Source organism: Angustibacter sp. Root456 (assembly GCF_001426435.1).
GTDB lineage: Bacteria > Actinomycetota > Actinomycetes > Actinomycetales > Angustibacteraceae > Angustibacter.
Map to the genome: position 1 here is coordinate 124820 of NZ_LMER01000015.1, position 24538 is coordinate 149357.

At 71.3% G+C, this 24538-nt stretch carries 34 protein-coding genes; all 34 read right to left on the minus strand.

Features of this window, described 5'->3' with window-relative positions; translation table 11 throughout:
• Positions 1-25: 25 nt before the first annotated feature.
• The 34 genes from ASD06_RS08215 to rplN all read right to left on the minus strand — a co-directional run bounded on the left by ASD06_RS08215 (position 26) and on the right by rplN (position 24459).
• Positions 26-652, minus strand: coding sequence for a GntR family transcriptional regulator (locus ASD06_RS08215; RefSeq protein WP_056675523.1), 627 nt, complete (start codon positions 650-652; stop codon positions 26-28).
• The gene (locus tag ASD06_RS08220; RefSeq protein ID WP_056675527.1) at positions 607-1692 is read right to left on the minus strand and encodes a branched-chain amino acid ABC transporter permease; all 1086 of its coding nucleotides are present in this window, start codon (positions 1690-1692) and stop codon (positions 607-609) included. The genes ASD06_RS08215 and ASD06_RS08220 overlap by 46 nt, the downstream gene beginning before the upstream one ends.
• Before the next feature lie 2 nt (positions 1693-1694).
• Entirely contained in the window at positions 1695-2531 is an 837-nt protein-coding gene (locus ASD06_RS08225) for a branched-chain amino acid ABC transporter permease (protein ID WP_056675529.1), read from the minus strand.
• Entirely contained in the window at positions 2531-3304 is a 774-nt protein-coding gene (locus ASD06_RS08230) for an ABC transporter ATP-binding protein (protein WP_056675532.1), read from the minus strand. Before ASD06_RS08230 ends, ASD06_RS08225 begins: the two co-directional genes overlap by 1 nt.
• Complete coding sequence (locus ASD06_RS08235) at positions 3301-4086, minus strand: ABC transporter ATP-binding protein (protein WP_056675535.1); 786 nt, start codon at positions 4084-4086, stop codon at positions 3301-3303. Before ASD06_RS08235 ends, ASD06_RS08230 begins: the two co-directional genes overlap by 4 nt.
• Entirely contained in the window at positions 4083-5357 is a 1275-nt protein-coding gene (locus ASD06_RS08240; RefSeq protein WP_056675538.1) for an ABC transporter substrate-binding protein, read from the minus strand. Before ASD06_RS08240 ends, ASD06_RS08235 begins: the two co-directional genes overlap by 4 nt.
• On the minus strand, positions 5348-6403 hold the full coding sequence (locus ASD06_RS08245) for a pyruvate carboxyltransferase (RefSeq protein WP_056675541.1): 1056 nt from the start codon (positions 6401-6403) through the stop codon (positions 5348-5350). The genes ASD06_RS08240 and ASD06_RS08245 overlap by 10 nt, the downstream gene beginning before the upstream one ends.
• Positions 6400-7626 carry a CaiB/BaiF CoA-transferase family protein gene (locus ASD06_RS08250; RefSeq protein WP_056675544.1) on the minus strand — a complete coding sequence of 409 codons (1227 nt, stop codon included), beginning with the start codon at positions 7624-7626 and terminating at the stop codon, positions 6400-6402. Before ASD06_RS08250 ends, ASD06_RS08245 begins: the two co-directional genes overlap by 4 nt.
• A 69-nt stretch (positions 7627-7695) precedes the next feature.
• Complete coding sequence (truA, locus tag ASD06_RS08255; RefSeq protein ID WP_056676385.1) at positions 7696-8526, minus strand: tRNA pseudouridine(38-40) synthase TruA; 831 nt, start codon at positions 8524-8526, stop codon at positions 7696-7698.
• A 184-nt stretch (positions 8527-8710) separates the two neighbouring features.
• On the minus strand, positions 8711-9448 hold the full coding sequence (rplQ, locus tag ASD06_RS19985; protein ID WP_056675546.1) for a 50S ribosomal protein L17: 738 nt from the start codon (positions 9446-9448) through the stop codon (positions 8711-8713).
• 45 nt (positions 9449-9493) lie between these two features.
• The gene (locus tag ASD06_RS08265) at positions 9494-10510 is read right to left on the minus strand and encodes a DNA-directed RNA polymerase subunit alpha (RefSeq protein ID WP_056675549.1); all 1017 of its coding nucleotides are present in this window, start codon (positions 10508-10510) and stop codon (positions 9494-9496) included.
• A gap of 177 nt (positions 10511-10687) precedes the next feature.
• The gene (gene rpsD / locus ASD06_RS08270; RefSeq protein WP_056675551.1) at positions 10688-11317 is read right to left on the minus strand and encodes a 30S ribosomal protein S4; all 630 of its coding nucleotides are present in this window, start codon (positions 11315-11317) and stop codon (positions 10688-10690) included.
• Between the two features lie 49 nt (positions 11318-11366).
• Positions 11367-11771, minus strand: a complete 405-nt coding sequence (gene rpsK / locus ASD06_RS08275) for a 30S ribosomal protein S11 (RefSeq protein WP_056675556.1) — start codon at positions 11769-11771, stop codon at positions 11367-11369.
• A gap of 61 nt (positions 11772-11832) precedes the next feature.
• Positions 11833-12213, minus strand: coding sequence for a 30S ribosomal protein S13 (gene rpsM / locus ASD06_RS08280; RefSeq protein WP_056675559.1), 381 nt, complete (start codon positions 12211-12213; stop codon positions 11833-11835).
• Between the two features lie 221 nt (positions 12214-12434).
• Positions 12435-12548, minus strand: coding sequence for a 50S ribosomal protein L36 (rpmJ, locus tag ASD06_RS08285; protein ID WP_034266058.1), 114 nt, complete (start codon positions 12546-12548; stop codon positions 12435-12437).
• Positions 12549-12626: 78 nt separating this feature from the next.
• Positions 12627-12848 carry a translation initiation factor IF-1 gene (gene infA, locus ASD06_RS08290; protein WP_006946284.1) on the minus strand — a complete coding sequence of 74 codons (222 nt, stop codon included), beginning with the start codon at positions 12846-12848 and terminating at the stop codon, positions 12627-12629.
• A gap of 197 nt (positions 12849-13045) precedes the next feature.
• The gene (locus ASD06_RS08295) at positions 13046-14764 is read right to left on the minus strand and encodes an LGFP repeat-containing protein (protein WP_056675565.1); all 1719 of its coding nucleotides are present in this window, start codon (positions 14762-14764) and stop codon (positions 13046-13048) included.
• Positions 14761-15246 (minus strand): hypothetical protein, encoded by a 486-nt coding sequence (locus ASD06_RS08300; protein ID WP_056675578.1) that lies wholly within the window; start codon positions 15244-15246, stop codon positions 14761-14763. Before ASD06_RS08300 ends, ASD06_RS08295 begins: the two co-directional genes overlap by 4 nt.
• A gap of 12 nt (positions 15247-15258) precedes the next feature.
• Positions 15259-15855, minus strand: a complete 597-nt coding sequence (locus ASD06_RS08305; RefSeq protein WP_056675586.1) for a hypothetical protein — start codon at positions 15853-15855, stop codon at positions 15259-15261.
• 104 nt (positions 15856-15959) lie between these two features.
• Positions 15960-16769, minus strand: coding sequence for a hypothetical protein (locus tag ASD06_RS08310; protein WP_056675588.1), 810 nt, complete (start codon positions 16767-16769; stop codon positions 15960-15962).
• Positions 16770-16774: 5 nt separating this feature from the next.
• A complete protein-coding gene (locus ASD06_RS08315; RefSeq protein ID WP_056675593.1) occupies positions 16775-17320 on the minus strand; it encodes a MauE/DoxX family redox-associated membrane protein in 546 nt (181 codons plus the stop codon).
• 78 nt (positions 17321-17398) lie between these two features.
• A complete protein-coding gene (map, locus tag ASD06_RS08320) occupies positions 17399-18250 on the minus strand; it encodes a type I methionyl aminopeptidase (protein WP_056675596.1) in 852 nt (283 codons plus the stop codon).
• Between the two features lie 7 nt (positions 18251-18257).
• Positions 18258-18824 carry an adenylate kinase gene (locus tag ASD06_RS08325; RefSeq protein ID WP_056675605.1) on the minus strand — a complete coding sequence of 189 codons (567 nt, stop codon included), beginning with the start codon at positions 18822-18824 and terminating at the stop codon, positions 18258-18260.
• Positions 18824-20128, minus strand: coding sequence for a preprotein translocase subunit SecY (gene secY / locus ASD06_RS08330; protein ID WP_200941975.1), 1305 nt, complete (start codon positions 20126-20128; stop codon positions 18824-18826). The genes ASD06_RS08325 and secY overlap by 1 nt, the downstream gene beginning before the upstream one ends.
• A 136-nt stretch (positions 20129-20264) precedes the next feature.
• On the minus strand, positions 20265-20717 hold the full coding sequence (gene rplO, locus ASD06_RS08335) for a 50S ribosomal protein L15 (protein WP_056675607.1): 453 nt from the start codon (positions 20715-20717) through the stop codon (positions 20265-20267).
• Positions 20717-20899, minus strand: a complete 183-nt coding sequence (gene rpmD / locus ASD06_RS08340) for a 50S ribosomal protein L30 (RefSeq protein ID WP_056675608.1) — start codon at positions 20897-20899, stop codon at positions 20717-20719. The genes rplO and rpmD overlap by 1 nt, the downstream gene beginning before the upstream one ends.
• Entirely contained in the window at positions 20899-21516 is a 618-nt protein-coding gene (rpsE, locus tag ASD06_RS08345; RefSeq protein ID WP_056675609.1) for a 30S ribosomal protein S5, read from the minus strand. Before rpsE ends, rpmD begins: the two co-directional genes overlap by 1 nt.
• Before the next feature lie 49 nt (positions 21517-21565).
• Complete coding sequence (gene rplR / locus ASD06_RS08350; RefSeq protein WP_056675616.1) at positions 21566-21940, minus strand: 50S ribosomal protein L18; 375 nt, start codon at positions 21938-21940, stop codon at positions 21566-21568.
• Between the two features lie 3 nt (positions 21941-21943).
• The gene (gene rplF, locus ASD06_RS08355; protein WP_056675618.1) at positions 21944-22483 is read right to left on the minus strand and encodes a 50S ribosomal protein L6; all 540 of its coding nucleotides are present in this window, start codon (positions 22481-22483) and stop codon (positions 21944-21946) included.
• Positions 22484-22499: 16 nt separating this feature from the next.
• On the minus strand, positions 22500-22895 hold the full coding sequence (rpsH, locus tag ASD06_RS08360; protein WP_200941976.1) for a 30S ribosomal protein S8: 396 nt from the start codon (positions 22893-22895) through the stop codon (positions 22500-22502).
• 67 nt (positions 22896-22962) lie between these two features.
• Positions 22963-23148, minus strand: coding sequence for a type Z 30S ribosomal protein S14 (locus ASD06_RS08365; RefSeq protein ID WP_056675622.1), 186 nt, complete (start codon positions 23146-23148; stop codon positions 22963-22965).
• Between the two features lies 1 nt (position 23149).
• Positions 23150-23722: a 50S ribosomal protein L5 gene (gene rplE / locus ASD06_RS08370; RefSeq protein WP_056675629.1), complete on the minus strand. Its 573-nt coding sequence runs from the start codon at positions 23720-23722 to the stop codon at positions 23150-23152.
• Positions 23722-24087: a 50S ribosomal protein L24 gene (rplX, locus tag ASD06_RS08375; RefSeq protein WP_082537847.1), complete on the minus strand. Its 366-nt coding sequence runs from the start codon at positions 24085-24087 to the stop codon at positions 23722-23724. The genes rplE and rplX overlap by 1 nt, the downstream gene beginning before the upstream one ends.
• A gap of 3 nt (positions 24088-24090) precedes the next feature.
• Positions 24091-24459: a 50S ribosomal protein L14 gene (gene rplN, locus ASD06_RS08380; protein WP_056675638.1), complete on the minus strand. Its 369-nt coding sequence runs from the start codon at positions 24457-24459 to the stop codon at positions 24091-24093.
• Positions 24460-24538 lie beyond the last annotated feature (79 nt).

Sequence of the window (24538 nt, forward strand, 5' to 3'; positions counted from 1 at the left end):
CACCTGCTTTTCGCGTTGCCGCGGCTCAGGTGAAGACGCTGCGGGCCGCCTCGATGTGCGAGCGCATCACGGCCGACGCCCAGTCGCAGTTACCGGCGGCCAGGGCCGCCACCAGCTCGCGATGGTGCGCCTGCGAGCGCCGCTGCTGCTCCTGGCTGTAGGAGTGGAACGTGCGGTGCACCAGCGGTTCGCGCACCACCACCGCGAGCGCGTCGGCGAGCAGGTGGGAGTGCGCCTCGGCGACGATCGTGCGGTGGAACTCCTGGTTGTACTCCGCCAGCTCGTCGAGCGCTGACTCCCCCGCGGCGACCGCGCTGTCCATGAGCTCGACCAGCTCACCCAGCCGGGCCAGCGCCTGCGCACTCACGTGCGCCGCCGCCCGCCACGCCGCGTGCGGCTCAAGCAGGGCGCGCAGCGTGAAGATCTCGTCGACGTCGGCCGGGTTGATCTCGACCAGCCGCGCGCCGCGGTTCGGTCGCAGCTCGACGATGCCCTCGGCAGCCAGCCGCCTCAGCGCCTCGCGGACGGGTGTGCGCGACACCCCCAGACGCTCGGCGAGCGAAGCCTCCCGCAGCGGCTGGCCACCCTGGAAGGCGCCGCTGCGAATCAGCTCCCTGATGCCTTCGTAGGCACTGGCGTTGTCTCGCCCCACCCGCGGCTCCCGTCGTCCTCGTGACCTGCTCGACCCGCCCCATCTTGCCGGTCGGCGCAGGCAGCTGCGGCCGTGGCGCGCTGCGGCGCGGCGGCCCAGGCCCGGCGGAAACGTCGCGGACGCTCCGGCCACAGCCCGGCCGGCCGGTAGCGCAGCAACAGGACGAGCACGACGCCGAGCAGGATCTGGCGGGCACCTGGCACCGCCGTGGTGATCGCGGAGGGCAGGAACCGGGTCGCCTGGTCGAGCACCCCGAAGACGAGCACCGACCCGAGGACGCAGCCCACCACGCTGCCGCGCCCGCCCGCGATGACGGCGATGAGCACGATGAGCGTCTCGCTGATCGTGAAGCCAGACGGTTGCAATGTGGTGAGGTACCCGGCCCACAACACGCCGGCCGCCCCCATGAGCGCTCCGCCGATGCCGGCGCAGACCAGCTGGAAGCGCAGGGGCGAACGGCCGAGCGCGCGCACCTCCACCTCGTCGTCGCGCACGGCCTTGGCCGTCCGGCCGAAGGGCGAGCCGACCAGGGCACCGGCGGCGAGCGTCACGACGACGCCGACCGCGAGCACCAGTCCGAGGTAGACGGCAGCCGCCCGCTCCGGCGGCATGGTCGCGGTGAGGTCGGCGAGCGGCTGCGGGATGCCGAACAGGCCGGCGAAGCCGCCGGCCAGGCCGTTGCGGGTCGAGAGCACGACGACGAACGTCTCCGACACCGCGAGCATGAGGATCGGCAGCAGGTAGGCGTTGCGGCTGCGTGAGTCGACCACCGCCGCCGGCAGCACCAGCAGCACCGACGCGGCGGCGCACAGCACGACCGCGACCAGCGCGGCGAGGGGCCAGGGAAGGCCGAGCGCGAATGCGGTCAGCGACCCAGGCGGCTGGGTGAGCAGCGCGTAGCCGTATGCGCCCAGGGCGAAGACGCCGTGCACGCCGAGGTTGAGCAGCCCGCTGACTCCGTACTGCAGGTTGAGGCCGGACGCGAGCAGGTAGTAGATCCCGACCATCACGGCGGCGTTGAGCAGGAAGTCCAGGCTCACGACTACACACGCACCTTCCTGCTGAGGGTGGCGGACAGGTACAGGGCGACGGCCAGCACGGCGATGGCCATGGCCGGCTTGTACGCGCTGCCGACGTACCGGGCGGCGAGCTCACTGGCGAGCCCGATCGCGAACCCACCGAGCGCCGCCGCGAACGGGTTGCGGCCGCCCGTGATGAGCACCGCGGCGATGATGGGGAACAGCGTCAGGTAGCCCATGGTGGGCGTGAGCTGGCCGTCGGCGGCGAGCAGGACGCCAGCGATCCCCGCGAGTGCGGCGCCCAGCCCCCAGGTCAGCAGACCGACGACCCTGAGGTCGACGCCCGTGACGGCGGCCAGGGTGCGGTTGTCCGCGGCTGCCCGCAGCTGCCGGCCGGTCCGGGTACCGAAGAGCAGGGCCGCGACGACGCTGGCCAGCACGACGACGGCCACCACCGTGGTGACCTGCAGGCGCCCGAACGGGCCGAAGGACGCCGGGATGGTGGGGATCGACACCTCCATGACCTGGGTGCCCCACACCGACGCGAACACGTTCTGCAACGCGAACCCGACGCCCATGGAGGCGACCGTCATGGTGATCGGCCCACGCGTGACGAGCGGCTTGAAGACGAGCACGTGCAGGGCGAGACCTGCCAGGCCGACCGCGAGCGCCGACAGCAGGATCGCCAGCCACCCGAGGCGTCGGCCCCCGACGGCGAGGTACAGGTAGGCGCCGAGCGTCAGCAGCTCGCCGTACGCGAAGTTGAGGAAGCGGAACTGGCTGAAGATCATCGACAGCCCGAGGCTGCCCAGCGCGACCACCGCCCCGGTGATGAGCCCGAACAGCAGGACGTCGAGCATCACGCCACCTCCGTCGCACCGAGGTACGCCTCGACCACACGCGCGTCGGCCCGGACGTCGGCCATGGAGCCGTGGGTGAGCAGGGCGCCGTCCGCCATGACGAAGACCTCCTCGGCCACCGCCTCGACCACGGCCATGTCGTGCTCGACGATGACGAGCGCCGCGCCGCTCGAGGCGTGCAGCGAGCGCAGGTGGTCGACCATCACCTGACGCATCGCGGGGGCTACGCCGGCCGTGGGCTCGTCGAGGATCATGAACGCGGACGGGACGAGCGAGAGCCGGGCGAGCTCGACCAGGCGCTGCTGACCGCCGGAGATCTCGCCGCCCCGGTGGTGCGCGACCCGCAGCAGACCGAATGACGCCAGTGCCGCGTGCGCGCGGGCCACGGCGTCGTCCTCGTCACGCCGGGTGCGCCGGCGCCGCAGCACGGCGGCGGCCGCGCTAGTGCTGGGGCGCTCGGGCTCGGCCAGCAGGACGTTCTCCAGCACGCTCAGCGCGGGGACCACGCGGGGTGACTGGAAGCTGCGCAGCAGACCCAGCCGGACGCGGCGGTGGGCGCTGGTGCGGGTGATGTCGCGCCCACCCAGCCGCACCGTGCCGCTGGTCGGCGCCTGGAATCCGGTGAGGACGTTGACGAGGGTCGACTTGCCCGCGCCGTTGGGCCCGATGAGGGCGCTGATGCGCCCGGGCGGGAACGCGACGTCGACACCGGCGAGGGCGCGGATGCCGCCGAAGGCGACGTGCACGTCCTGGGCGGCCAGACCGTCGGTCATGTGGCGACTCCGAGGTAGAGCGAGGTGAGCTCGTCGTCGGCGAGCGCCTCCTCGCGGCTTCCGGTGAACGCGACCTGGCCGGCCGCCAGCACCAGGACGCGGTCGGCCACCTTCATCGCGGCGCGGGCGTTCTGCTCGACGAGCAGGATGCCGAGCCCGAGGGTGCGCCGGACCACGTCGACGGTGTCGAGGATCTCCCTGCTGGTGCGGGGGGCCAGCCCCGCCGTCGGCTCGTCGAGCAGCAGCATGCGGGGGCGGGCCATGAGGGCGCGTCCGACCGCGACGAGCCGTTGCTCACCGCCGGAGAGCGCGCCGGCGGCGGTGCGCAAGCGCGGACGCAGCTGGGGCAGGACGTCCAGCACCTCATCGACCCGCGCGGCCACGTCGGCCCGTGATCCGCTGGGTGCGCCGACCTGGAGGTTCTCGCGCACCGACAGGCCGGCGAAGACGGCGTCCTGCTGCGGCACCATGCCCAGGCCCAGCCGCGCCAGGCGGTAGGGGGCTCGACCGGAGACGCGCCGCCCGTCGTAGGACACCCGTCCCGAGTGCAGCACGGTCAGCCCGAAGACCGTCTTGAGCAATGTGGACTTGCCGGAGCCGTTGGGGCCCAGCAGGGCGAGCGTCTCACCCTGCTGCACCTCGAAGCTGACGCCGTGGACGATCGCCGCGCGCCGCGAGTACCCCGCATGCAGCTCCTGCACGACCAGCCCGGCCGCCGGTGGCCCGGCCGCTACCTCGGAGCTCGAGGTAGCGGCCGGACGCCGCCGGACCAGCTGCCTCACTTGCCGACCTTCTCCAGGACCGCGTTGAGGTCCTCGACGCTGAAGGCGGTGTCCGCCTCGCCGCTCGTCGTCCCGTCGGGGGCGATCTTCACCAGCGCGAAGTCGGAGACGACGTTGTGGGAGTCGTTGAAGGACAACGTGTTCATCGCACCCTGGAAGTCGATGTCCTTGCCGTCCTTCAGCAGCTGCGCGCACTCGCCGAACCACGTGCACGCGGTGCCCGGGGCCTTGGCCACGGCCGGCAGCGCCTTGGCGATGGCGTCCGGGTCCGTGCTACCAGCCTTCGTCACGGCGAGCAGCAGCAACGTCGTGGCGTCGTATCCGGCGTCGGCCAGCACGACCGGCTCGGAGCTGAACTGCTTCTGGTAGAGCTCGGCGAACTTGGCGCGGCCGGGGCCGGACTCCGCCGGCGTCACGGCCGTGAAGCTCGCCTTGCCGAGGTACGGCTTCAAGATCTTCACCTGGCTGTCGGCGAGCGCGGCGTCGGTGCCGATGAAGCTCTTGCCAGCGAGCTTGCCCGTCTGGTCGCCGGACTTGAAGAAGCCGGCGGCGGTGGCGTCGGTGAGCTGCCACAGCACGGCGTCGACGTCGGCGCCGAGGAAGTCCGAGGCCTCCGAGCGATAGCTGGCCTGACCCGGCGCGAGCAGCAGCTCCTTGACGATCTGCACGCCCGGCACCGCTGCGGCGTACTTCTTCGCGGTGGCCATCTGCTGCTGGCCCGAGGCGTTGTTCTCGAAGACCAGCCCGATCTTGCCGCCGCTCTTGGCGCCGGCCAGCAGCATGGCGGGCAGCTGCTGGGTGTCAGAGGCGAAGGTGCGCCACACGTGGGTCGACTCCAGGCCGGTGTCCAGCACGGACGTCGACCCGATCGGCACCCACGGCACGTCGCTCTTCTTCAGCAGGGGCAGCACGGCCGGGATGGTGGCCGACGTCGGGCCGATCCCTACCGTGACGTGCTGGGCCTGCAGCGCGCGCAGACCCGAGACCGCCGGGCCGGCGCGCCGCTGGGTGTCCTGGGTGACGAGCTCGACCTTGTGCCCGAGGACGCCGCCGTTGTCGTTGGCCACCGCGACCGCGAGCGTCGCGCCCTTGCCTCCGACGTTCTGGCCGAGGAACGACGCCTCACCGGAATACGGCAGCAGCGACCCGACGGTCACCGTGTCCTTGCTCGCGTCGCCGCCGTCGGCCGCGGATCCACCACCGCCGCACGCCGCGACGGGCAGCAGGGCCGCGACGAGCGTGGCGACCTTCATCGACGAGGTCATGCGCATGGGGTGTCCTCCTTGGTGGGGCCGGCGGCAGGGACCTGCACGGTGGCCATGGGGTGGTGGTGGGTCACTGCGGACGGTGCCGGGCCGTCGGCGAGCAGGTGCTCGGGCCAGCGGTGGGCGGCGAGCTCGTCGCGCGTGCCGCCGGCGACGACGGCCGAGCGAGCGGTTGCGCCGGTGAGCTCCATGGCCTCGGCCACGACCTCGAGGTAGCGCGTGAGATCGATGCCGGTCGTGACACCGAGGCCGTCCATGAGGTGCACCAGGTCCTCGAGCGGCGCGTTACCCAGGACCGCGGGGTCGCCCGGCGCCCACAGGTCGCCCCCCAGCCCACCGAACGCACCCTCGATCCAGGTGACGCCGGCCTGCGCCGCCGCGAGCGCGTTGGCGAGCGCCATCCCGTTGCGCGCGTGCAGGTGGACGCCCACCTCCACGTCGGGGTGCCGCTGCCGCACCTCGGCGACGCCGTCCGCAACGTCGCGGGGGTCGTCCATGCCGGCGCTGGAGGCCAGGTAGACACCGCTGGCCCCGGCGTCCACGGCCGCGTCGACGCACCGGCGTCGGACCTCGGCAGGAACGCGCCCGGTGCCGGGTGCGAAGAAGGCCATGGCGATCCCGACGACGAACCGGGCGCCGCCGGCCCGGGCGACCTCACCGATGGGCCGCAGGCCGGCCAGCACGTCGGCCACCGTGCTGCGCTGGTTGATCCAGGTGACCGCCTCGTCGGTGCACGCGAGGGCCACGATCTCGTCGAGCCCGCACGGTGCGGCGCGCTCGGCGCCGCGACGGTTGGGCACCAGTCCGCGATAGACCGCACCGCGGTCGCGGGGCACGCCCGCCATCACCTGCTCGGCGTCCGCCAGCTGCGGCAGCAGGCGCGGGTGCGCGAACGACACCGCCTCGACGTGCCGAACCCCCGCGTCGAGCAGCCGCTCGACCAGCCGCACCTTGGCGGACGTCGGCACCGGCCGCGTGATGACCTGCAGGCCGTCCCGGAGCCCGACCTCGACCAGCCGCACGGAGTCCGGCAGGTCCAGGACGCGGCTCATCCCGCGACCCCCGAGCGGCGCAGGGCTGCGATCTGCTCGCCGTCCAGGCCCGCAGCCGCCAGCACCTCGTCGGTGTGCGCGCCCAGGGCGGGCCCGGGCCAGCGCACCGCCCCCGGCGTGCGGGAGAACCGCGGGAACACGTTCTGCATCGCGACCTCGCCGAAGTCGGGGTGCGCCAGGCGGACGATGGTCTCGCGGGCTTGGAAGTGCGGGTCCTGGAGCATCTCCGGCGCCCGGTACATCAGGCCGGCCGGTACGGCGTGCTCGGTGCAGATCTCCTCGAGCTGCTCCCACGTCAGGCCGCTCGTCCACTGCGCGATGAGCTCGTCGAGCTCGACCTGGCGCATGCCGCGTCCGGTGTGGGTGGCGAAGTCGGGGTCGACCGCCAGCTCCGGACGGCCCATGGCCTTGGCCAACCGGGCGAAGACGGTGTCCTGGTTGGCGGCGACGAGCGCCATGAGGCCGTCGGCCGTCGGGTAGACGTTGGACGGTGCGACGTCCGGCAGGGTCGGGCCGGTGCGCTCGCGGACGTAGCCGCCGATCTGGTACTCGGGCACCAGCGACTCCATCACCGCGAGCACTGCCTCGAAGATCGCCGAGTCGACGACCTGGCCTCGGCCGGTCCGCGAGCGCTCGTACAGCGCCGAGATCGCGCCCAGGGCCGCGAAGGTGGCGGCGAGGGTGTCCCCGATCGAGATGCCGACCCGGCTCGGCGGTGCGGACGGGTCGCCGACGACGTACCGCAGGCCGCCCATCGCCTCACCGATGCTGCCGTAGCCGGCCCGCGTGGCGTAGGGGCCGCTCTGGCCGTAGCCGGTGACGCGCACGAGCACCAGGCCGGGGTTCTGCGCTGAGAGCGTCTCGTAGTCCAGTCCCCAGCGCTCGAGCGTCCCGGGCCGGAAGTTCTCGATCACCACGTCGGCCTCCGCCGCGAGGGTGCGGAGCACCTCCTGCCCCTCGGGGCGGCGCAGGTCGAGCCCTACCGAGCGCTTGTTGCGCCCGACGACCGACCACCACAGCGACTTGCCGTGGGGCTTCTCCCGACCCCACTGCCGCATCGGGTCGCCCGTGCGCGGGTCCTCGATCTTGATGACGTCAGCGCCGAAGTCCCCGAGCAGCTGGCCGCAGAACGGGCCCGCGAGCAGCTGCCCGAGCTCGATGACCCGGATGCCGCTGAGAGGGCCGCCGGACGGCTCACCCGCATGACTGTGGTGATCTTGCATGCCATCAATGGACTTTTGACGGGTATCCTCGCTCACGCGGCCACAATTGCATACGATTTGGGGAACCGTCTAGAGGCTTCGCCGAGATCTCGCCTCGAGCACCCTGGTCGCAAGGTCGGCGTCCGGCGGGTAGGTGACCTCCTCCAGCGACAGGCCGTGCGGCGGCATGACCGCGACGGCGGGGTCGCGGACGCCCGCGGCCAGCACCTCGGCGGCCCAGCCCACCGGACGGCGTCCCTCGCCCACCGGCACCACGGCACCCACGAGCGCACGCACCATCGAGTGGCAGAAGGCGTCCGCCACCACCGTCGCCGCGAGCACGCCGTCGTCCAGCCGACGCCAGGAGTACTCGAGCAACGTGCGGACCGTCGTGGCGCCCTCGCGGCGCTTGCAGAACGCTGCGAAGTCGCGCAGGCCCAGCAGCTCCTGGGCGGCCGCATCCATGGCGGCGACGTCCAGCGGCGTCTTGGTGAGCACCGTGTCGAAGCGACGCAGGGGGTCGAGCTCGGTCCGCCGGTCGCACAGGCGGTACAGGTAGCGGCGCGAGGTGGCCGCGAAGCGGGCGTCGAAGCCGGACGGGGCGAGGCGCACCGCGTGCACGACGACGTCGGACGGCAGCACGCCGGCCAGACGGGTGAGGGCGGCCAGCTCGGGCGCGCGGTCGGAACGCCCGGGGAGCGCCCACCACGCCGCCGGGTGGACGTCGGCATGGGCCACCTGGCCCCGCGCGTGCACCCCGGCGTCCGTGCGTCCGGCGACGGTGAGCCGCACCGGCTCCGGCGCGCGCAGCACCGTGGTCAGCGCTCGCGACAGCTCGCTCTCGACCGTGCGGCGGCCGGGCTGGGCGGCCCAGCCGGAGAACGCCGTCCCGTCGTAGGCCAGGTCGAGCCGCAGCCGCAGCAGGCCGGCGTCCTGGTCGCTCACCCGCCCAGGCTACCGACGCCCTCACCCCACCCCACCCCGCGCGTGCGCTTCGGTTCCAGAGTGCACGGGTGGGCGGACCGGGGGTGAACGCGTGAGAGCCCGCCGTCCCTCAGGGGACGGCGGGCTCTCGGTACAGCGGGTTCTCGGTACAGCGGTGCGCTCAGGCCTTGTCGCCCTCAGCGGACTCCTCAGCAGCAGCCTCCTCGGCGTCAGGCATGGTGCCCGGAGCCTCGAAGCCGGCCGCCTCGGCGGCCTCCTGCGTGGCGAACCAGACCTCAGCCTCAGTCTGGTCGTACCAGGGCGACTCGGGGGTGTGGTACTTCTTCGAGTCCTCGTTGCCCTTGATGGTGAAGCCCTCGGGCGCCGAGCCGTCGGCCAGCGGGGCCGCCGAACCCTCGCCGTACGGAGCGTCCGCCTCGGCGGCCGGCGCCTCAGCCGCAGGCTCGGCCTTCGTGGCGGCGGCCTTCTTGGCGGTCGACTTCTTGGCGGCGCGCTTGGTGGCGCCCTCCGCCTCGGCAACCGTGGCCTGCTTCGGCGACAGCGACTCACGCACCAGCTCGATCACGGCCATGGGGGCGTTGTCGCCCTTGCGCGGAGCGATCTTGGTGATCCGCGTGTAGCCACCCTGGCGCTCGGCCACGTCGGGGGCGATCTCGGTGAACAGGCGGTGCACGACGCTCTTGTCGCTGATCACCGCGAGCACACGACGTCGGGCGTGCAGGTCACCGCGCTTGGCGAACGTCACCAGGCGCTCGGCGAGCGGACGCAGCCGCTTGGCCTTGGCCTGGGTCGTCGTGATGCGGTCGTGCTCGAAGAGCGCCTGGGCCAGGTTGGCCAGGATGAGCCGCTCGTGCGCCGGGCCGCCGCCGAGGCGCGGGCCCTTCGTGGGCGTGGGCATGGTGGTCGATCTCCTACCGGTCGGTCAGGGGTCAGGTCAGGGGTCTCAGTACTGCTCGTCCTCGGCGAACGCGGCGTCGTCGTCGGCGCCGTACGCCTCGACGGCAGCGGCCGGGTCGAAGCCGGGCGGGCTGTCCTTGAGCTGCAGCCCCATGCCGACGAGCTTGGCCTTGACCTCGTCGATCGACTTGGCGCCGAAGTTGCGGATGTCGAGCAGGTCGGCCTCGCTGCGCCCCACGAGCTCACCCACGGTGTGGATGCCCTCGCGCTTGAGGCAGTTGTAGGACCGCACCGTGAGGTCGAGCTCCTCGATCGGCAGCGCGAGGTCGGCGGCCAGGGCGGCGTCGGTGGGCGACGGGCCCATGTCGATGCCCTCGGCCTCGACGTTCAGCTCGCGGGCCAGGCCGAACAGCTCGACCAGCGTCTTGCCCGCGGACGCCATGGCGTCGCGCGGCGCGATGCTGTTCTTGGTCTCGACGTCGACCACGAGGCGGTCGAAGTCGGTGCGCTGCTCGACGCGGGTGGCCTCGACCTTGTAGGTCACCTTGAGCACCGGAGAGTAGATGGAGTCGACCGGGATGCGGCCGATCTCGGCGTCCCCGGACTTGTTCTGCTGCGCCGAGACGTAGCCACGGCCGCGCTCGACGGTGAGCTCCATCTCGAGCTTGCCCTTGGCGTTCAGCGTGGCGATGTGCAGGTCCGCGTTGTGGATCTCGACGCCCGCCGGCGGGGCGATGTCGGCCGCCGTGACGGCGCCCGGCCCCTGCTTGCGCAGGTACATCACGACCGGCTCGTCGTGCTCGCTGGAGACGACGAGCGACTTGATGTTCAGGATGATCTCGGTGACGTCCTCCTTGACACCGGGGATCGTCGAGAACTCGTGCAGCACGCCGTCGATGCGGATGCTGGTGACCGCCGCGCCCGGGATGGACGACAGCAGCGTGCGGCGAAGGGAGTTGCCGAGGGTGTAGCCGAAGCCGGGCTCCAGAGGCTCGATGACGAACCGCGAGCGCGCGTCGTCGACCTTCTCCTCGGTGAGCTGGGGGCGCTGTGCGATGAGCACTGTGGTTCTTCCTTTCGACGGGTGCCCGCTATATGACACCTCGTGAACGCCCACCCGGGCTCGGTCCGCCGGGCGGGTGGTGCCGGACGCCGGCCCGCACCCGTGGGTGCGAGCCGGCCCGGCGGTGGATCAGTGGTGCGGTGGATCAGTGGTGCGGTGGATCAGTGGTGCGGTGGATCAGTTCTTCGAGTACAGCTCGACGATGAGCTGCTCCTGCACCGGCGTGTCGATGACCTGACGCGCGGGCAGGGAGTGCACGAGGATGCGCAGCTGGGTCGGGATCGACTCCAGCCAGGCGGGAACGGTGCGCTCGCCAGCCTCCGCACGGGCGACGACGAACGGCGTCAGCTCGTGGGAGCGCTCACGGACCTCGATGATGTCCTTCTCGCGCACGCGGTAGGACGGGATGTCGACCTTCACGCCGTTGACGGTCAGGTGACCGTGACGCACGAGCTGGCGAGCCATGTCGCGGGACTTGGCGAAGCCGGCCCGGTACACGACGTTGTCGAGACGGGTCTCGAGGATGCGCAGCAGGTTCTCACCGGTCTTGCCGGTGGTGCGGTGCGCCTCCTCGTAGTAGCCGCGGAACTGCTTCTCGAGGACGCCGTAGATGCGCGCAGCCTTCTGCTTCTCACGCATCTGCAGCAGGTACTCGGACTCCTTGGTGCGAGCGCGACCGTGCATACCCGGGGGGTACGGACGGATCTCGATCGGGCACTTCGGCCCGTCGCACTTGGAGCCCTTGAGGAAGAGCTTCATCTTCTCTCGACGGCAGCGCTTGCAGTCTGCGCCGGTGTAACGCGCCATGTGGCTGGTTCTCCTTGAAGTAAGGCGCTAGCAGGTTCGGGGGCGCAGCTCAGACGCGGCGGCGCTTGGGGGGGCGGACGCCGTTGTGCGGCACCGGGGTGACGTCCGAGATCGAGCCCACCTCGAGGCCGGTGGCCGTGAGGGAGCGGATGGCCGTCTCGCGCCCGGAGCCCGGGCCCTTGACGAACACGTCGACCTTGCGCATGCCGTGCTCCATCGCGCGGCGCGCAGCGGCCTCAGCGGCCATCTGCGCCGCGAACGGCGTCGACTTGCGCGAGCCCTTGAAGCCGACCTGGCCGGCCGAGGCCCACGAGATCACGGCCCCGGTGGGGTCGGTGATCGAGACGATGGTGTTGTTGAACGTGCTCTTGATGTGAGCGTGCCCGTGGGCGACGTTCTTCTTTTCCTTGCGGCGCACCTTCTTGGCGCCCGCCTGACGGCCCTTAGGAGGCATCTGCTGGTTACTCCTACGTTCGAGGGGTGGTCCCGCGCGTGCTCACGCGCGGAAGGGGCTGCTACTTGCGGCCGGCCTTCTTCTTGCCGGCCACCGTGCGCTTGGGCCCCTTGCGGGTGCGCGCGTTGGTCTTGGTGCGCTGGCCGCGCACCGGAAGGCCGCGGCGGTGCCGCAGCCCCTCGTAGCTGCCGATCTCGACCTTGCGGCGGATGTCGGCAGCGACCTCGCGACGCAGGTCGCCCTCGAGCTGGTAGCTCGCCTCGAGGTAGTCACGCAGCTTGACGAGGTCCTCGTCGGACAGATCGCGCACGCGGACGTCGGGGCTGACCCCGGTGGCCGCGAGCGTCTGCTGGGCGCGGGTGCGCCCGACGCCGAAGATGTACGTGAGCGCGATCTCGACGCGCTTTTCGCGCGGGAGGTCGACGCCGATCAGACGTGCCATGTGGCCGTGTCTCCAGATCTTGGTCTGCGGAGGTCTGGTGCAGCATCGGTCCGCACTCACTGATCCGCTGGTGAGCTCGTGGTGCGGTCCCCGGCCTCCGCGGCCGGGGGTGGCGTCCGAGGCGCGCGCGAGCTGGCTCGTGCTGGCCTCGGGGTCGGATGCTGCGGCTGTCGTGTCGTTCGGTCGTGAAGTCCTGCTGGTCGTGCGGTGCGGTGCTCTGATCAGCCCTGGCGCTGCTTGTGGCGCAGGTTCTCGCAGATCACCATGACCCGTCCGTTGCGGCGGATCACCTTGCACTTGTCGCAGATCTTCTTGACGCTCGGCTTGACCTTCATCGCCCTGCTGTCTGCTCGTGGTGGTCGGTGGTCATGGTCGTGCTGGAATGCGGTGGTGCCTGACGTGGTGAAGCGACCTCAGCGGTACCGGAAGACGATCCGGCCGCGGGTGAGGTCATAGGGACTGAGCTCGACGACGACGCGGTCCTCGGGGAGGATCCGGATGTAGTGCTGCCGCATCTTCCCAGAGATGTGCGCCAGCACCTTGTGACCGTTGGTGAGCTCCACGCGGAACATCGCGTTGGGCAGAGCCTCAACGATCGTGCCCTCGATCTCGATGACGCCGTCCTTCTTCGCCATGTCCTCCGCATTCCGTCGGTGACCGACCCCCGGTGGGCCGGTCGTCGTGGCGCACGTGTGACAGCGTCCTCATGCCGCCAGAACCAGCCGCGGGACGGGGCGAGGACGGAAGTGCTCGTGAGCCGACACAGCAGAATACGTCAGATCGTGCTCGGACCCCAAATGCGGGTCGAGCGGGTCGTGCTCAGCGGGCTCGCTCAGGCGGTGAGGAGTCCGCCCTCGAAGCGCTGGTGCTGGCTGCCGTCGGACGCCACCACGGTGTCCTCGAGCGGGTAACCCCAGCGACCGGACGCGCCACCGTCGGCCGCCCACGCCGTCAGCACCCGCCCGCGCACGACCCAGGGGGTGTCGCCCGCTGCCCACCACAGCTGGCCGCGCTCGAAGCGCTGGCCGTGGCCGGACCGCACCTCGTCGCTCTGCGCCCGCACCGGGTAGCCCAGGACGCCGCGCTCACGGTCGAGCGCCAGCCAGCGCCGGTACGCCGGCCCGAACACGTGGGTCGTCGCCGAGCTCGCGGTGTCGGCCAGCGCGCCGTCCTCGAACAGCTGCAGCCAGGACGAGCCCGACACCTGCAGGTCGGACACCGGGTAGCCGAGCACCCCCTTCTCGCGCCCGAGCGCGCTCCAGCGCCCGAACTGCCACGCCCACACCACGCAGGTCGTCGAGCTCGGCGTGTCCGCCAGGGCACCGTGCTCGAACAGCTGGAGCCACTTCGAGCCGTCGACCACCAGGTTCGACACCGGGTAGCCGAGCCCGCCGTGCTCGCCGCCGTGCTTGCGCCACTGCGTGTACTGCCAGCCGGTGACCCGGCAGGTGACCGAGTGCGGCGTGTCCGCGACGGCGCCGCGCTGGAAGTGCTGGATCCAGTACCCACCCGGGCCCATGACACGCTCGGCCACGGGGTAGCCGAGCTGGCCCGTCTCGCGTCCCGTCGCCACCCAGGTGCGGTACGAGGCGAGGGACACCGTGTGGGTCGCCGTCTGGGGGCTGTCGGTGATGGCGCCCCCCTCGAACAGCTGGATCCACCCCTTGCCGTCCCGCGCGGTGACCATGTCGCTGCTCGGGTAGCGCAGCACGCCCTGCGGGCCGCCCAGCTGGCGGTACCAGGTGATGGCCGTGCTGCGCACAGCCCGGGCACCAGTGGCTGACGACCAGTAGATGGCACCGTGCTGGTAGGTGACGTAGCGACCCCGGCCGTCGCCGACCGCGCGCTCGGGACCCGTCGAGACGCCGAGGGGCGACCCCTCACCGCCGAGCGCGACGTACTTGCGCGTGATGGCGCTCCAGCGCGGCAGACAGGGCGCACTGTGCTCGGCTGTCGCGTTGTCGGTGAGGGACGTCGTGGTGCAGTTGGCCCACTTGTACGGCGCGATGCAGCTGACCACGCGGCACGCCACGCCACCGCTGCAGCGCACGTGCGTGTTGCACTGGCCGTAGCGGAAGGCGTTGCAGCACACGCGCCGCTGGTCGCAGGTCGCGGACGAACCGCACTTGCAGCCGCAGCTCCAGCAGCCCTTGGAGCAGATGTTGTCGCCGGAGCAGCCGGACGTGCACTTGGAGCAGCTGGCGTTGCAGTCGACGATGTAGCGGTAGCCGCCGCCGCACCACGAGGAGTCGGCAGCCTTCCACCACCCTGCGGCGAACGTGCCGGGCGGGCAGCCGTTGACGCCCTTGTTGATCGTGCAGCACATGACCGTGTAGCCCGCGCTGCACGAGGCCGCCGGACCACACACGGTCGAGGCCGCCGTCTGCGGTGTCAGCACGTAGCCCTTGGGGTCGACGGCGAGCGCCGAGCCCACCACCGCCGTCTGCACGAGGAACCCCCGCCGGCTGAACCGGCCCAGGCCGCGGGCGACCCGGTCGACCACCCGGGTGGCGAAGGTCGTGGCCGTGGCGGCCTCGGTCAGCGTGGTCACCTCAGTCCTCCTTGGCGCAGCAGCGTCTGCTTGCTCGTGATGCGGATGCCCGCCACCAACCGTGCCGCCCGGGGCACGAGCGCCATCCGGCGCGAGTGCGCCCCGAGCACGACGTACAGGCAGAAGGCGCGTCCGCCCTCGCTGAAGAAGTGCTGCGCCGCGCTCACACCGGGGTACAGGCGCGGCATGCGGTTGGCGCTGAACTGCGAGGGTCGCAGCACCGGGCGACCCTGCGGCTCGAACAGCCCCTGGTCGGCGACCTCGGTGCCGAAGTCCATGAGCGAGACGAACACGTCGTCGCTGCCGAGCAGGTCGATCACGCCCGAGCCGAAGTCGCCGCGCTCGGCCGGCAGGGCGCGGGTGCACGCGTGCAGCACCGGGTGCGTGACCTCCGCCGGATCGTGCGGCTCGCGCCGCGAGATCCGCGTCTCCCAGCCACCGTCCTGCGCGGCCACGGCCAAGCCGTAACGAGAGTTGCTCATGTCAGCTCCACCTCAGCTCCAGACCGTCCCCGCGGCTGCCGCCGCGACCAGCACCAGCGCCCCTCGAGACACGACGTCGACCGGCCGGCCCAGCCGCTCGACGCGCGCGAACACCGCCCGCAGCTCGCCGGGTGCGTGCACCCGCCGCACGGCCAGCACGGGCAGCGCGCGCGCCAGGCCGAACGTCGCTCCGAGCGCGGCTCCGACCGCCGGGGTGCCGGACCACGCGGCGAGCGCGAGCATCGCGTAGACGGTCGAGCTCGTGACGATGGTCAGCACCCCCGCCCCCAGCTGCAGTCCGAACCCCAGCCCGTAGACCCAGCCGCGGTAGCGGGCGAGCCAGGCCTCGTCGACCTGTCGACGCCACGACGGCAAGGCACCACCGCGCGCCCGGACGTCGAGGCCGAGGCCCACCAGCAAGAGCAGCACCACGACAGCCGCCGCCGGCCCCGACGCGCGCCACGCCGCCGGCAGCAGGCCCCCCAGCGCCGCGCTCACCGCCCCCACGGCGAGGCCCCCGACGGCGGAGCCGACGAGGTACGCCGACACAGTGAGTCCCCAGCGGGCGCGACGGGCCCGCTCACCGAGCGGGCTGATGCTCGAGAGCATCGACTCGCCTCAAGGTGACCAGGTCGAGCGCACCGCCGCGACCACCGCGAGCGGCAGGCCGACGACGAGCGCGACCGTCACGGGAGTCCAGGCGGCCACGGTCGTCACCGGCTCGCGGTCTCGTCGTCCGGGTTCTCGTACAGGCTGGTGTGACCAGGCGTGATACCGGCGCTGAGCAGCTCGCGGTCGACGCGCGCGACGTCCGCGTAGTCGTCCATCGGCCCGAGAGGGCTCTGGTGCCCGGGTGCGCCGGTGAGGGCTCCCGGCCCGGTGCGCCCGGCGCGCCGTCGCGCCTGCGCGGCGTCGCCGACGGCCTGGCGCATGAGGTCGCGCACCTGGGCCCAGGTCGTCGACGAGCCCTCGCCGGTGATGGTGCCGTCCTCGACGTACACGAAGTAGGGCGAGCCGGGCACGGCGTAGTCGCTCCAGGCCGCCGAGGACTGCACGACCTCCAGGCCGGGGCCGGCGAGCTCGCGCAGGCGGGTGACGCTCTCGTCGTGCGGGTCCTTGGCGACGACGACGAGCCGACCGTCCCCCGGCACGTCACGGACGCCCGTCGACAGCTCGTCCCAGAAGGTCTGGCACACGCTGCAGCCGCTCGACAGGAAGGCCAGCAGGGTGCGCCGGCCGGACCCCTGCACCGGGATCGTCACCTCCTCGCCGGCCAGCGTGGTGCCGACCACCGCGTGACCCTGCACCGTGGCCGGCCGCGTGGCCGGGACGACGCCGGACTCGATGTCGACCCGCACCGGGTTGGCCGCCGACGGCGGGTCACCCGCGTCCTTCTCCAGCTCCAGACCGGCACCGAGCTCGTGCAGGGCACGCAGGATCAGCGCGTGGCTGCGCAGCAGGCCCAGCACGAGCAGCGCGAGCACGGCGATGGCGACACCTTCGGCGATGACGACGGCGAGCACGGGCTTCAGCCCCTTCGGGGTGCGGACGCCGACCGGACGGCCACCGGCGTGACGGTCGGCAGGACGGCGAGGGCGAGGTAGGCCAGGGCCGCGACGAGGGCCGCGAACCCGATGAGCGTGGCGAAGGTGACCGGCTGCCGCACCGCCGTCGACCACACCGAGTCCGGCGGCGCCCAGGCCATCGCCACGCCGGACGCCGCGAGCATCGCGGTGACGGCCAGGTGGCTCCGGGTGGGTGGGGTGTCCGGACGCCCGAAGCACCCGCAGGAGGCCAGGACTCCCCCGCGGCTCAGGGCGAGGGCGACGAACGCGGTGAACACCAGGTAGGCGGCGGCCACGAGCGCCCCGCTGACCCGACCCGGCGCGAGGAGGGCCCCGCCACCGACGACGACCTCCGCCGCCGCCAGCAGGCGCCCCAGCCCTGGGGGGGACGGCAGGCCCACCGAGCGCAGCGCGAGCACGAGGGACGACGGGTCACCGAGCTTCGGTAGGCCCGCCAGCACGAGCAGGGCCGCCGCCGCCAGGAACGGCCCGAGCGCGAGGTTCCCCATGCGGCTGGACGCTACACGCCGAACTGTCCCGAAGGGTGGGTTCGCCGGGACGAGATGGTGACGCGGTGCGCTGCGGACTCAGCCCAGCGGCGCGAACGGCGCACCGAGCTCAGCGAGCTTGGCCGCCCCACCGTCGAGGGCCGTGAGCACCCACAGTCCCTCCTCGCCCACCGCGACGGTGTGCTCGAAGTGGGCGGCCCGAGAGCCGTCGACGCTGACGACGGTCCAGTCGTCGGCGAGCACGCGCGTCTGGGCGCTGCCGCGCGTGAGCATCGGCTCGATCGCCACGACGAGCCCGGACTTGACCCGCACGCCCTTGTCGCGCACGCGGTAGTTGGGCACCTGCGGGTCCTGGTGCATCTCGGTGCCGATGCCGTGGCCGACGTACTCCTCGACGATGCCGTACGGCTGCCCGGTGCGCCGGCTGCTGGCGGCAACGTGGTCCTCGACGGCCGCTCCCACGGCGTGCAGCCGCTCACCGACGGCGAGCGCGGCGATCCCGCGCCACATCGCCTCCTCGGTCACGGCGACGAGCTCGACGTCGTCCGGCCGAGCGTGTCCCTGCCCGGCCCCGACGATCACCGTGACCGCGGCGTCGCCGTGCCAGCCGTCGACGATCGCACCGCAGTCGATCGACACGACGTCGCCGTCGGCGAGCACCCGGTCGCCGGGCAGGCCGTGCACGACCTCGTCGTTCACCGAGATGCAGACGGTGCCGCTGAAGGGCGGATGGCCGTAACCGAGGAAGCTCGGCACCGCCCCCGCCCCGCGGATGCGCTGCTCGGCGAGGTCGTTGAGGTCGCGCGTGGTGCGGCCGGCCACCGCGGCGGCCCGCAGCATCTCGAGGGTCTCCCCCACGACCACGCCGGCGCGCCGCATCGCCCGCACCTGGTCGGGCGACTTGTACTGGATCCGGTCACGACCGAGCATCAGCGGCTCAGGCCTGCTCGATCGCGGACACCAGCCGCTGCGTCACCTCGTCGACCTCGCCGAGGCCGTCGACGGCGACCAGCAGGCCGCGCTCGCGGTAGACCTCCACCAGCGGTGCGGTCTCGTCGGTGTAGATCTGCTGACGGCGCCGGATGACGTCCTCGGTGTCGTCGCTGCGCCCCTCGGTCTCGGCGCGCTTGAGCAGCCGCTGCACGATCTCCTCGCGCTCGACGGTGAGCTCGACGACGCGGTCGAGCGCGTGACCGCTGTCGGCGAGCATGGCGTCGAGCTCGGCCACCTGGGCCCGCGTGCGGGGGTAGCCGTCGAGCAGGAAGCCGCGCTGGGCGTCGTCCTGCGCGAGCCGGTCGCGGACCATCGCGTTGGTGATGTCGTCCGAGACGTAGCCGCCGGAGTCGAGGATCTCCTTGACCTGCACGCCGAGCGGCGTGCCCTCGGCGATGTTCGACCGGAAGATGTCGCCCGTCGAGACGGCGGGGATGGTGAAGTGGGCGGCCAGGCGCGCGGCCTGGGTGCCCTTGCCCGCGCCCGGCGGGCCCAGGATGACGAGACGCATCAGCGAAGGAACCCTTCGTAGTGTCGCTGCTGGAGCTGGGACTCGATCTGCTTCACCGTCTCCAGGCCCACACCCACGATGATGAGGATCGAGGTGCCGCCGAAGGGGAAGTTGGACTGGCTGGCGCCGACGAGGGCGAACGCCACCAGCGGGATCATCGAGATCAGGCCCAGGTACAGGGCACCCGGCAGGGTGATGCGGGTGAGGATGTAGTCGAGGTACTCGGCCGTGGGTCGCCCGGCGCGGATCCCCGGGATGAAGCCGCCGTACTTCTTCATGTTGTCGGCGATCTCGGTGGGGTCGAAGGTGATCGCCACGTAGAAGTACGTGAAGAACACGATCAGGACGAAGTAGATCAGCATGTAGAGCGGGTGGTCGCCGCGCACCAGGTAGCGCTCGATCCACACGACCCAGCCTGCGGTCTTGTTGCTCTGGAACTGCGCGATGAGCGCCGGCAGGTAGAGCAGCGAGGAGGCGAAGATCACCGGGATGACGCCGGCCTGGTTGACCTTGATCGGGATGTACGTGCTGGTGCCGCCGTACTGGCGCCGGCCGATCATGCGCTTGGCGTACTGCACCGGCACGCGGCGCTGCGACTGCTCGACGAACACGACGGCCGCGACGATCACCACGCCGACGAGCAGCACGACGAGGAAGACGTTCCAGCCCTTGGCGGCCTTGATGGCCCACAGCGCCGACGGGAAGCTGGCAGCGATCTGCGTGAAGATCAGCAGCGACATGCCGTTGCCGATGCCCTTGTCGGTGACCAGCTCGCCGAGCCACATCACCAGGCCGGTGCCGGCGGTCATCGTCGCCACCATGATGAGCACGGTGATGATCGAGTTGTTCGGCACGAGGTCGGCCGAGCAGCCCGGGAACAGCGGGCTCGGCGTCGCGCGCGCGACCGACACCAGCGTCGTGGACTGCAGGATCGCCAGCCCGATCGTGAGGTAGCGGGTGTACTGGGTCAGCTTGGTGGTGCCCTGCTGACCCTCCTTCTTCAGCTCCTCGAAGCGCGGGATGACCACCGTCAGCAGCTGCACGATGATGCTCGCCGTGATGTACGGCATGATCCCGAGCGCGAACACCGACAGCTGGAGCAGCGCGCCACCGCTGAACATGTTGACCAGGCCCAGCAGCGAGTTGTCCTTCGTCGCCGCGATGCACTCGCGCACGGCCGGGTAGGAGATCCCCGGAGTAGGCAGCAGGGAGCCCAGTCGGAACAGCGCGAGGATCGCCAGCGTGAACAGGATCTTCTTGCGCAGATCGGGCGTGCGAAATGCCCGTGCGAACGCGGTGAGCACAACTCCTCCAGTTCCACCGCGGTGGCGGCGTCGACGGCCCGTCACGACGGACCTGGGGACGATAACACCCCGGACCCCGGGTGCTGCGGGGGTCCGGGGTGTCATCCCCGCGTCCGGGTCACGGACGCGGTGGGGTTCAGACCTCGGTGGTGCTTCCGCCGGCGGCGGCGATCTTGTCCTTGGCCGTGGCCGAGAACTTGTGCGCCGAGACGTTCACGGCGACCGACAGCTCGCCGGTGCCGAGCACCTTGACGGGCTGGCCCTTGCGGACGGCGCCGCGCGCCACCAGCTCGTCGACGCTCACGTCGCCACCGTCGGGGAACAGCTCGCCGAGCCGGTCGAGGTTGACGACCTGGTAGCTGACCTTGAAGGGGTTCTTGAAGCCACGCAGCTTCGGCAGCCGCATGTGCAGTGGCGTCTGGCCACCCTCGAAGCGCTCAGGCACCTGGTAGCGCGCGCCGGTGCCCTTGGTGCCGCGACCGGCCGTCTTGCCCTTGCTGCCCTCACCACGACCGACGCGGGTCTTGGCCGTCTTGGCCCCCGGCGCCGGGCGCAGGTGGTGGACCTTGAGCATGGAGTCCTTGGCCATCAGTCGACCTCCTCGTACGTCACGAGGTGAGCCACCGTCGCCACCATGCCGCGGATCTCAGGGCGGTCCTCCTTGACGACGACGTCGCCGATCCGCTTGAGGCCGAGCGTGCGCAGGGTCTCCCTCTGGTTCTTCTTCCCGCCGATCTCCGAACGGGTCTGGGTCACCTTGAGCCGCGCCATCAGGCACCTGCCCCGGCGGCCCGAGCCCGCAGCATCGCGGCCGGGACCACGTGCTCGAGCGGCAGGCCACGGCGCGCCGCGACGGCCTCGGGGCGCTCCAGGCCCTTCAGCGCCGCCACGGTGGCGTGGACGACGTTGATCGCGTTGTCCGAGCCGAGCGACTTGCTCAGGACGTCGTGGATGCCGGCGCACTCCAGGACGGCGCGCACCGGGCCACCGGCGATCACACCGGTACCAGGAGCGGCCGGGCGCAGCATGACGACGCCGGCCGAGGCCTCACCGGTGATCGGGTGCGGGATGGTGCCCTGGATGCGGGGCACCTTGAAGAAGGACTTCTTCGCCTCCTCGACACCCTTGGCGATCGCGGCGGGGACCTCCTTGGCCTTGCCGTAGCCGACACCGACGGTGCCGTCGCCGTCACCCACCACCACGAGGGCGGTGAAGCTGAAGCGGCGGCCGCCCTTGACGACCTTGGCCACGCGGTTGATGGTCACGACGCGCTCGACGTACACGTTCTTGTCGGCAGCGTCACGACCGCGACCGCCGCCGTCACGACGGTCACGACGGTCGTTGCCGCCGGCACCGGCACCGGTTCCACGGCGCTGGGGTCCAGGCATCAGACGTTCCTCTTCTCTGCGACTACGAACTCGCGGGTGGTCAGCGTCATCACAGCGTCAGACCACCCTCACGGGCGCCGTCGGCGATCGCCGCGATGCGGCCGTGGTAGCGGTTGCCACCTCGGTCGAACACGACGGCGTCCACGCCGGCCTCCTTGGCTCGGGCGGCCACCAGCTCGCCGACCTTCTTGGCCTTGGCGGTCTTGTCGCCGTCCAGGGCCCGCAGGTCGGCCTCCATCGTCGACGCGGACGCCAGGGTGCGGCCCTGGACGTCGTCGACGACCTGGACGAACACGTGACGCGTCGACCGCGTCACGACCAGGCGCGGCCGAGCAGCCGTGCCGGACACCTTCTTGCGCACGCGCAGGTGACGACGGCCGCGAGCGGCCACCTTGCCCTTGCTGCGCTTGACGGTCACTGCCATGACTTACTTACCAGCCTTTCCGACCTTGCGGCGGATGTGCTCGCCGGCGTACCGCACGCCCTTGCCCTTGTACGGGTCGGGCTTGCGCAGCTTGCGGATGTTGGCGGCCACCTCGCCGACCAGCTGCTTGTCGATGCCCTGCACCGACAGGCGAAGCGGGCCGTCCGTGGTGAAGGTGATGCCCTCGGGCGCCTTCACGGTGATGGGGTGGCTGTAGCCGAGCGCGAACTCCAGGTCGGAGCCCTTCGCCACGACGCGGTAACCGGTACCGACGATCTCGAGCTTCTTCTCGAAGCCGTTGGTGACGCCCTCGACCATGTTGGCGATGAGCGTGCGGGTCAGGCCGTGCAGCGAGCGGTTGCGACGCTCGTCGTCCGGGCGCGACACGGTGATGGTGCCGTCGTCGTCGCGGACGACGGCGATCGGCGTGGCCACGGTGTGGCTCAGGCTGCCCTTGGGCCCCTTGACGCTCACAGCCTGACCGTCGATGGTCACCTCGACCCCGGAGGGCACGGTGACAGGGAGTCGACCGATGCGGGACATCTGTGGTTCTCCTCCCTCACCAGACGTAGGCGAGGACTTCCCCACCCACGCCCTTCTGTGACGCCTGCTTGTCAGTCAGCAGGCCGGACGACGTCGACAGGATCGCGACGCCGAGGCCACCGAGCACCTTGGGCAGGTTCGTGGACTTGGCGTAGACCCGCAGACCGGGCTTGGACACGCGGCGGATGCCGGCGATGGAGCGCTCGCGGCTCGGGCCGTACTTCAGCTCGATCACGAGCTTCTTGCCCACCTCGGCGTCCTCGACCTTCCAGGACGCGATGTAACCCTCGGCCTCGAGGATCTCGGCGATGTGGGACTTCAGCTTGCTGAACGGCATGGCCACGGAGTCGTGGTACGCCGAGTTGGCGTTGCGCAGACGCGTGAGCATGTCTGCGATGGGGTCGGTCATCATCGGGCTTTCCTGCCCTTCCTCACCGTGGTTTCGTCAGGCCGTGCGGCCCGGACCTGCGGTGTAGTGGTTACCAGCTGCTCTTCGTGACGCCCGGCAGCTCGCCGCGGTGCGCCATCTCGCGCAGGCACACACGGCACAGGCCGAACTTGCGGTACACCGAGTGCGGACGGCCGCACCGCTGGCACCGGGTGTAGCCGCGCACCTTGAACTTCGGCGTGCGCGCGGCCTTGTTGATCAGGGCGGTCTTGGCCACGTCAGTTCTCCTTGAACGGGAAGCCGAGGCTCTTCAGCAGCGCCCGGCCCTCGTCGTCGTTGGTCGCCGTGGTGACGACCGTGATGTCCATACCGCGAACGCGGTCGATGCGGTCCTGGTCGATCTCGTGGAACATCGACTGCTCGTTCAGACCGAAGGTGTAGTTGCCCTGGCCGTCGAACTGCTTCGGCGACAGGCCGCGGAAGTCGCGGATCCGGGGCAGCGCGACCGAGATCAGGCGGTCGAGGAACTCCCACATGCGGTCGCCACGCAGCGTCGTGTGCGCACCGATCGGCATGCCCTCGCGCAGCTTGAACTGCGCGATCGACTTGCGGGCCTTGGTGACGACCGGCTTCTGGCCGGTGATCGCGGTGAGGTCGCGGACGGCGCCGTCGATGAGCTTGGAGTCGCGCGCGGCGTCTCCCACACCCATGTTGACGACGACCTTGACCACGCCCGGCACCTGCATGACGTTGGCGAAGCCGAACTGCTCGATGAGCGCCGGCGCGATCTCGGCACGGTAGCGCTGCTTGAGCCGCGGGACGGCCCGGGTCTCAGGGGCGGTGGCGGTCATCAGACGTCCTTCCCCGACCGCTTGGCCACGCGCACGCGGACGGTGCGCTCGCGGCCGTCGCGCTCGACGGTCTCGGTGCGGTACCCGACGCGGGTGCGCTTCTTGGTGTCGGGGTCGACCAGCATGACGTTGCTGACGTGCAGCGCCGCCTCCTGCGTGATGATGCCGCCGGTGCGGGCGCCCCGGCCGCTCGTGCCGGCCTTGGTGTGACGCTTGACCTGGCGCACGCCCTCGACGACGACGCGCTGGCGCTCGACGTCGACGCTGATCACCTTGCCCTGCTTGCCGCGGTCGCCGCCGTTCTTCTGCGAGCGACCGGTGATGACCTCCACGAGGTCACCCTTCTTGAGCTTCATCTTCGCCATGGCTCAGAGCACCTCCGGGGCGAGCGAGACGATCTTCATGAACCGCTTGTCACGCAGCTCGCGGCCCACCGGCCCGAAGATGCGCGTACCGCGGGGGTCCCCGTCGGGGCGGAGGATGACGGCGGCGTTCTCGTCGAACCGGATGTACGAGCCGTCCGGACGCCGGCGCTCCTTGGTGGTGCGCACGACGACCGCCTTGACGACGTCGCCCTTCTTGACGTTGCCGCCGGGGATGGCGTCCTTGACGGTGGCGACGATGACGTCGCCGATACCCGCGTAGCGCCGACCCGAGCCGCCGAGAACACGGATGCAGAGGATCTGCTTGGCACCCGTGTTGTCAGCGACCTTGAGTCGCGACTCCTGCTGGATCACTGCTCACTCCTGTCGTCGCGCTGGTTCTCGCCGTGGCGAGCCTTGCGGAACTTCTCTGGTCTGGTGCCGGCCGTCTCGA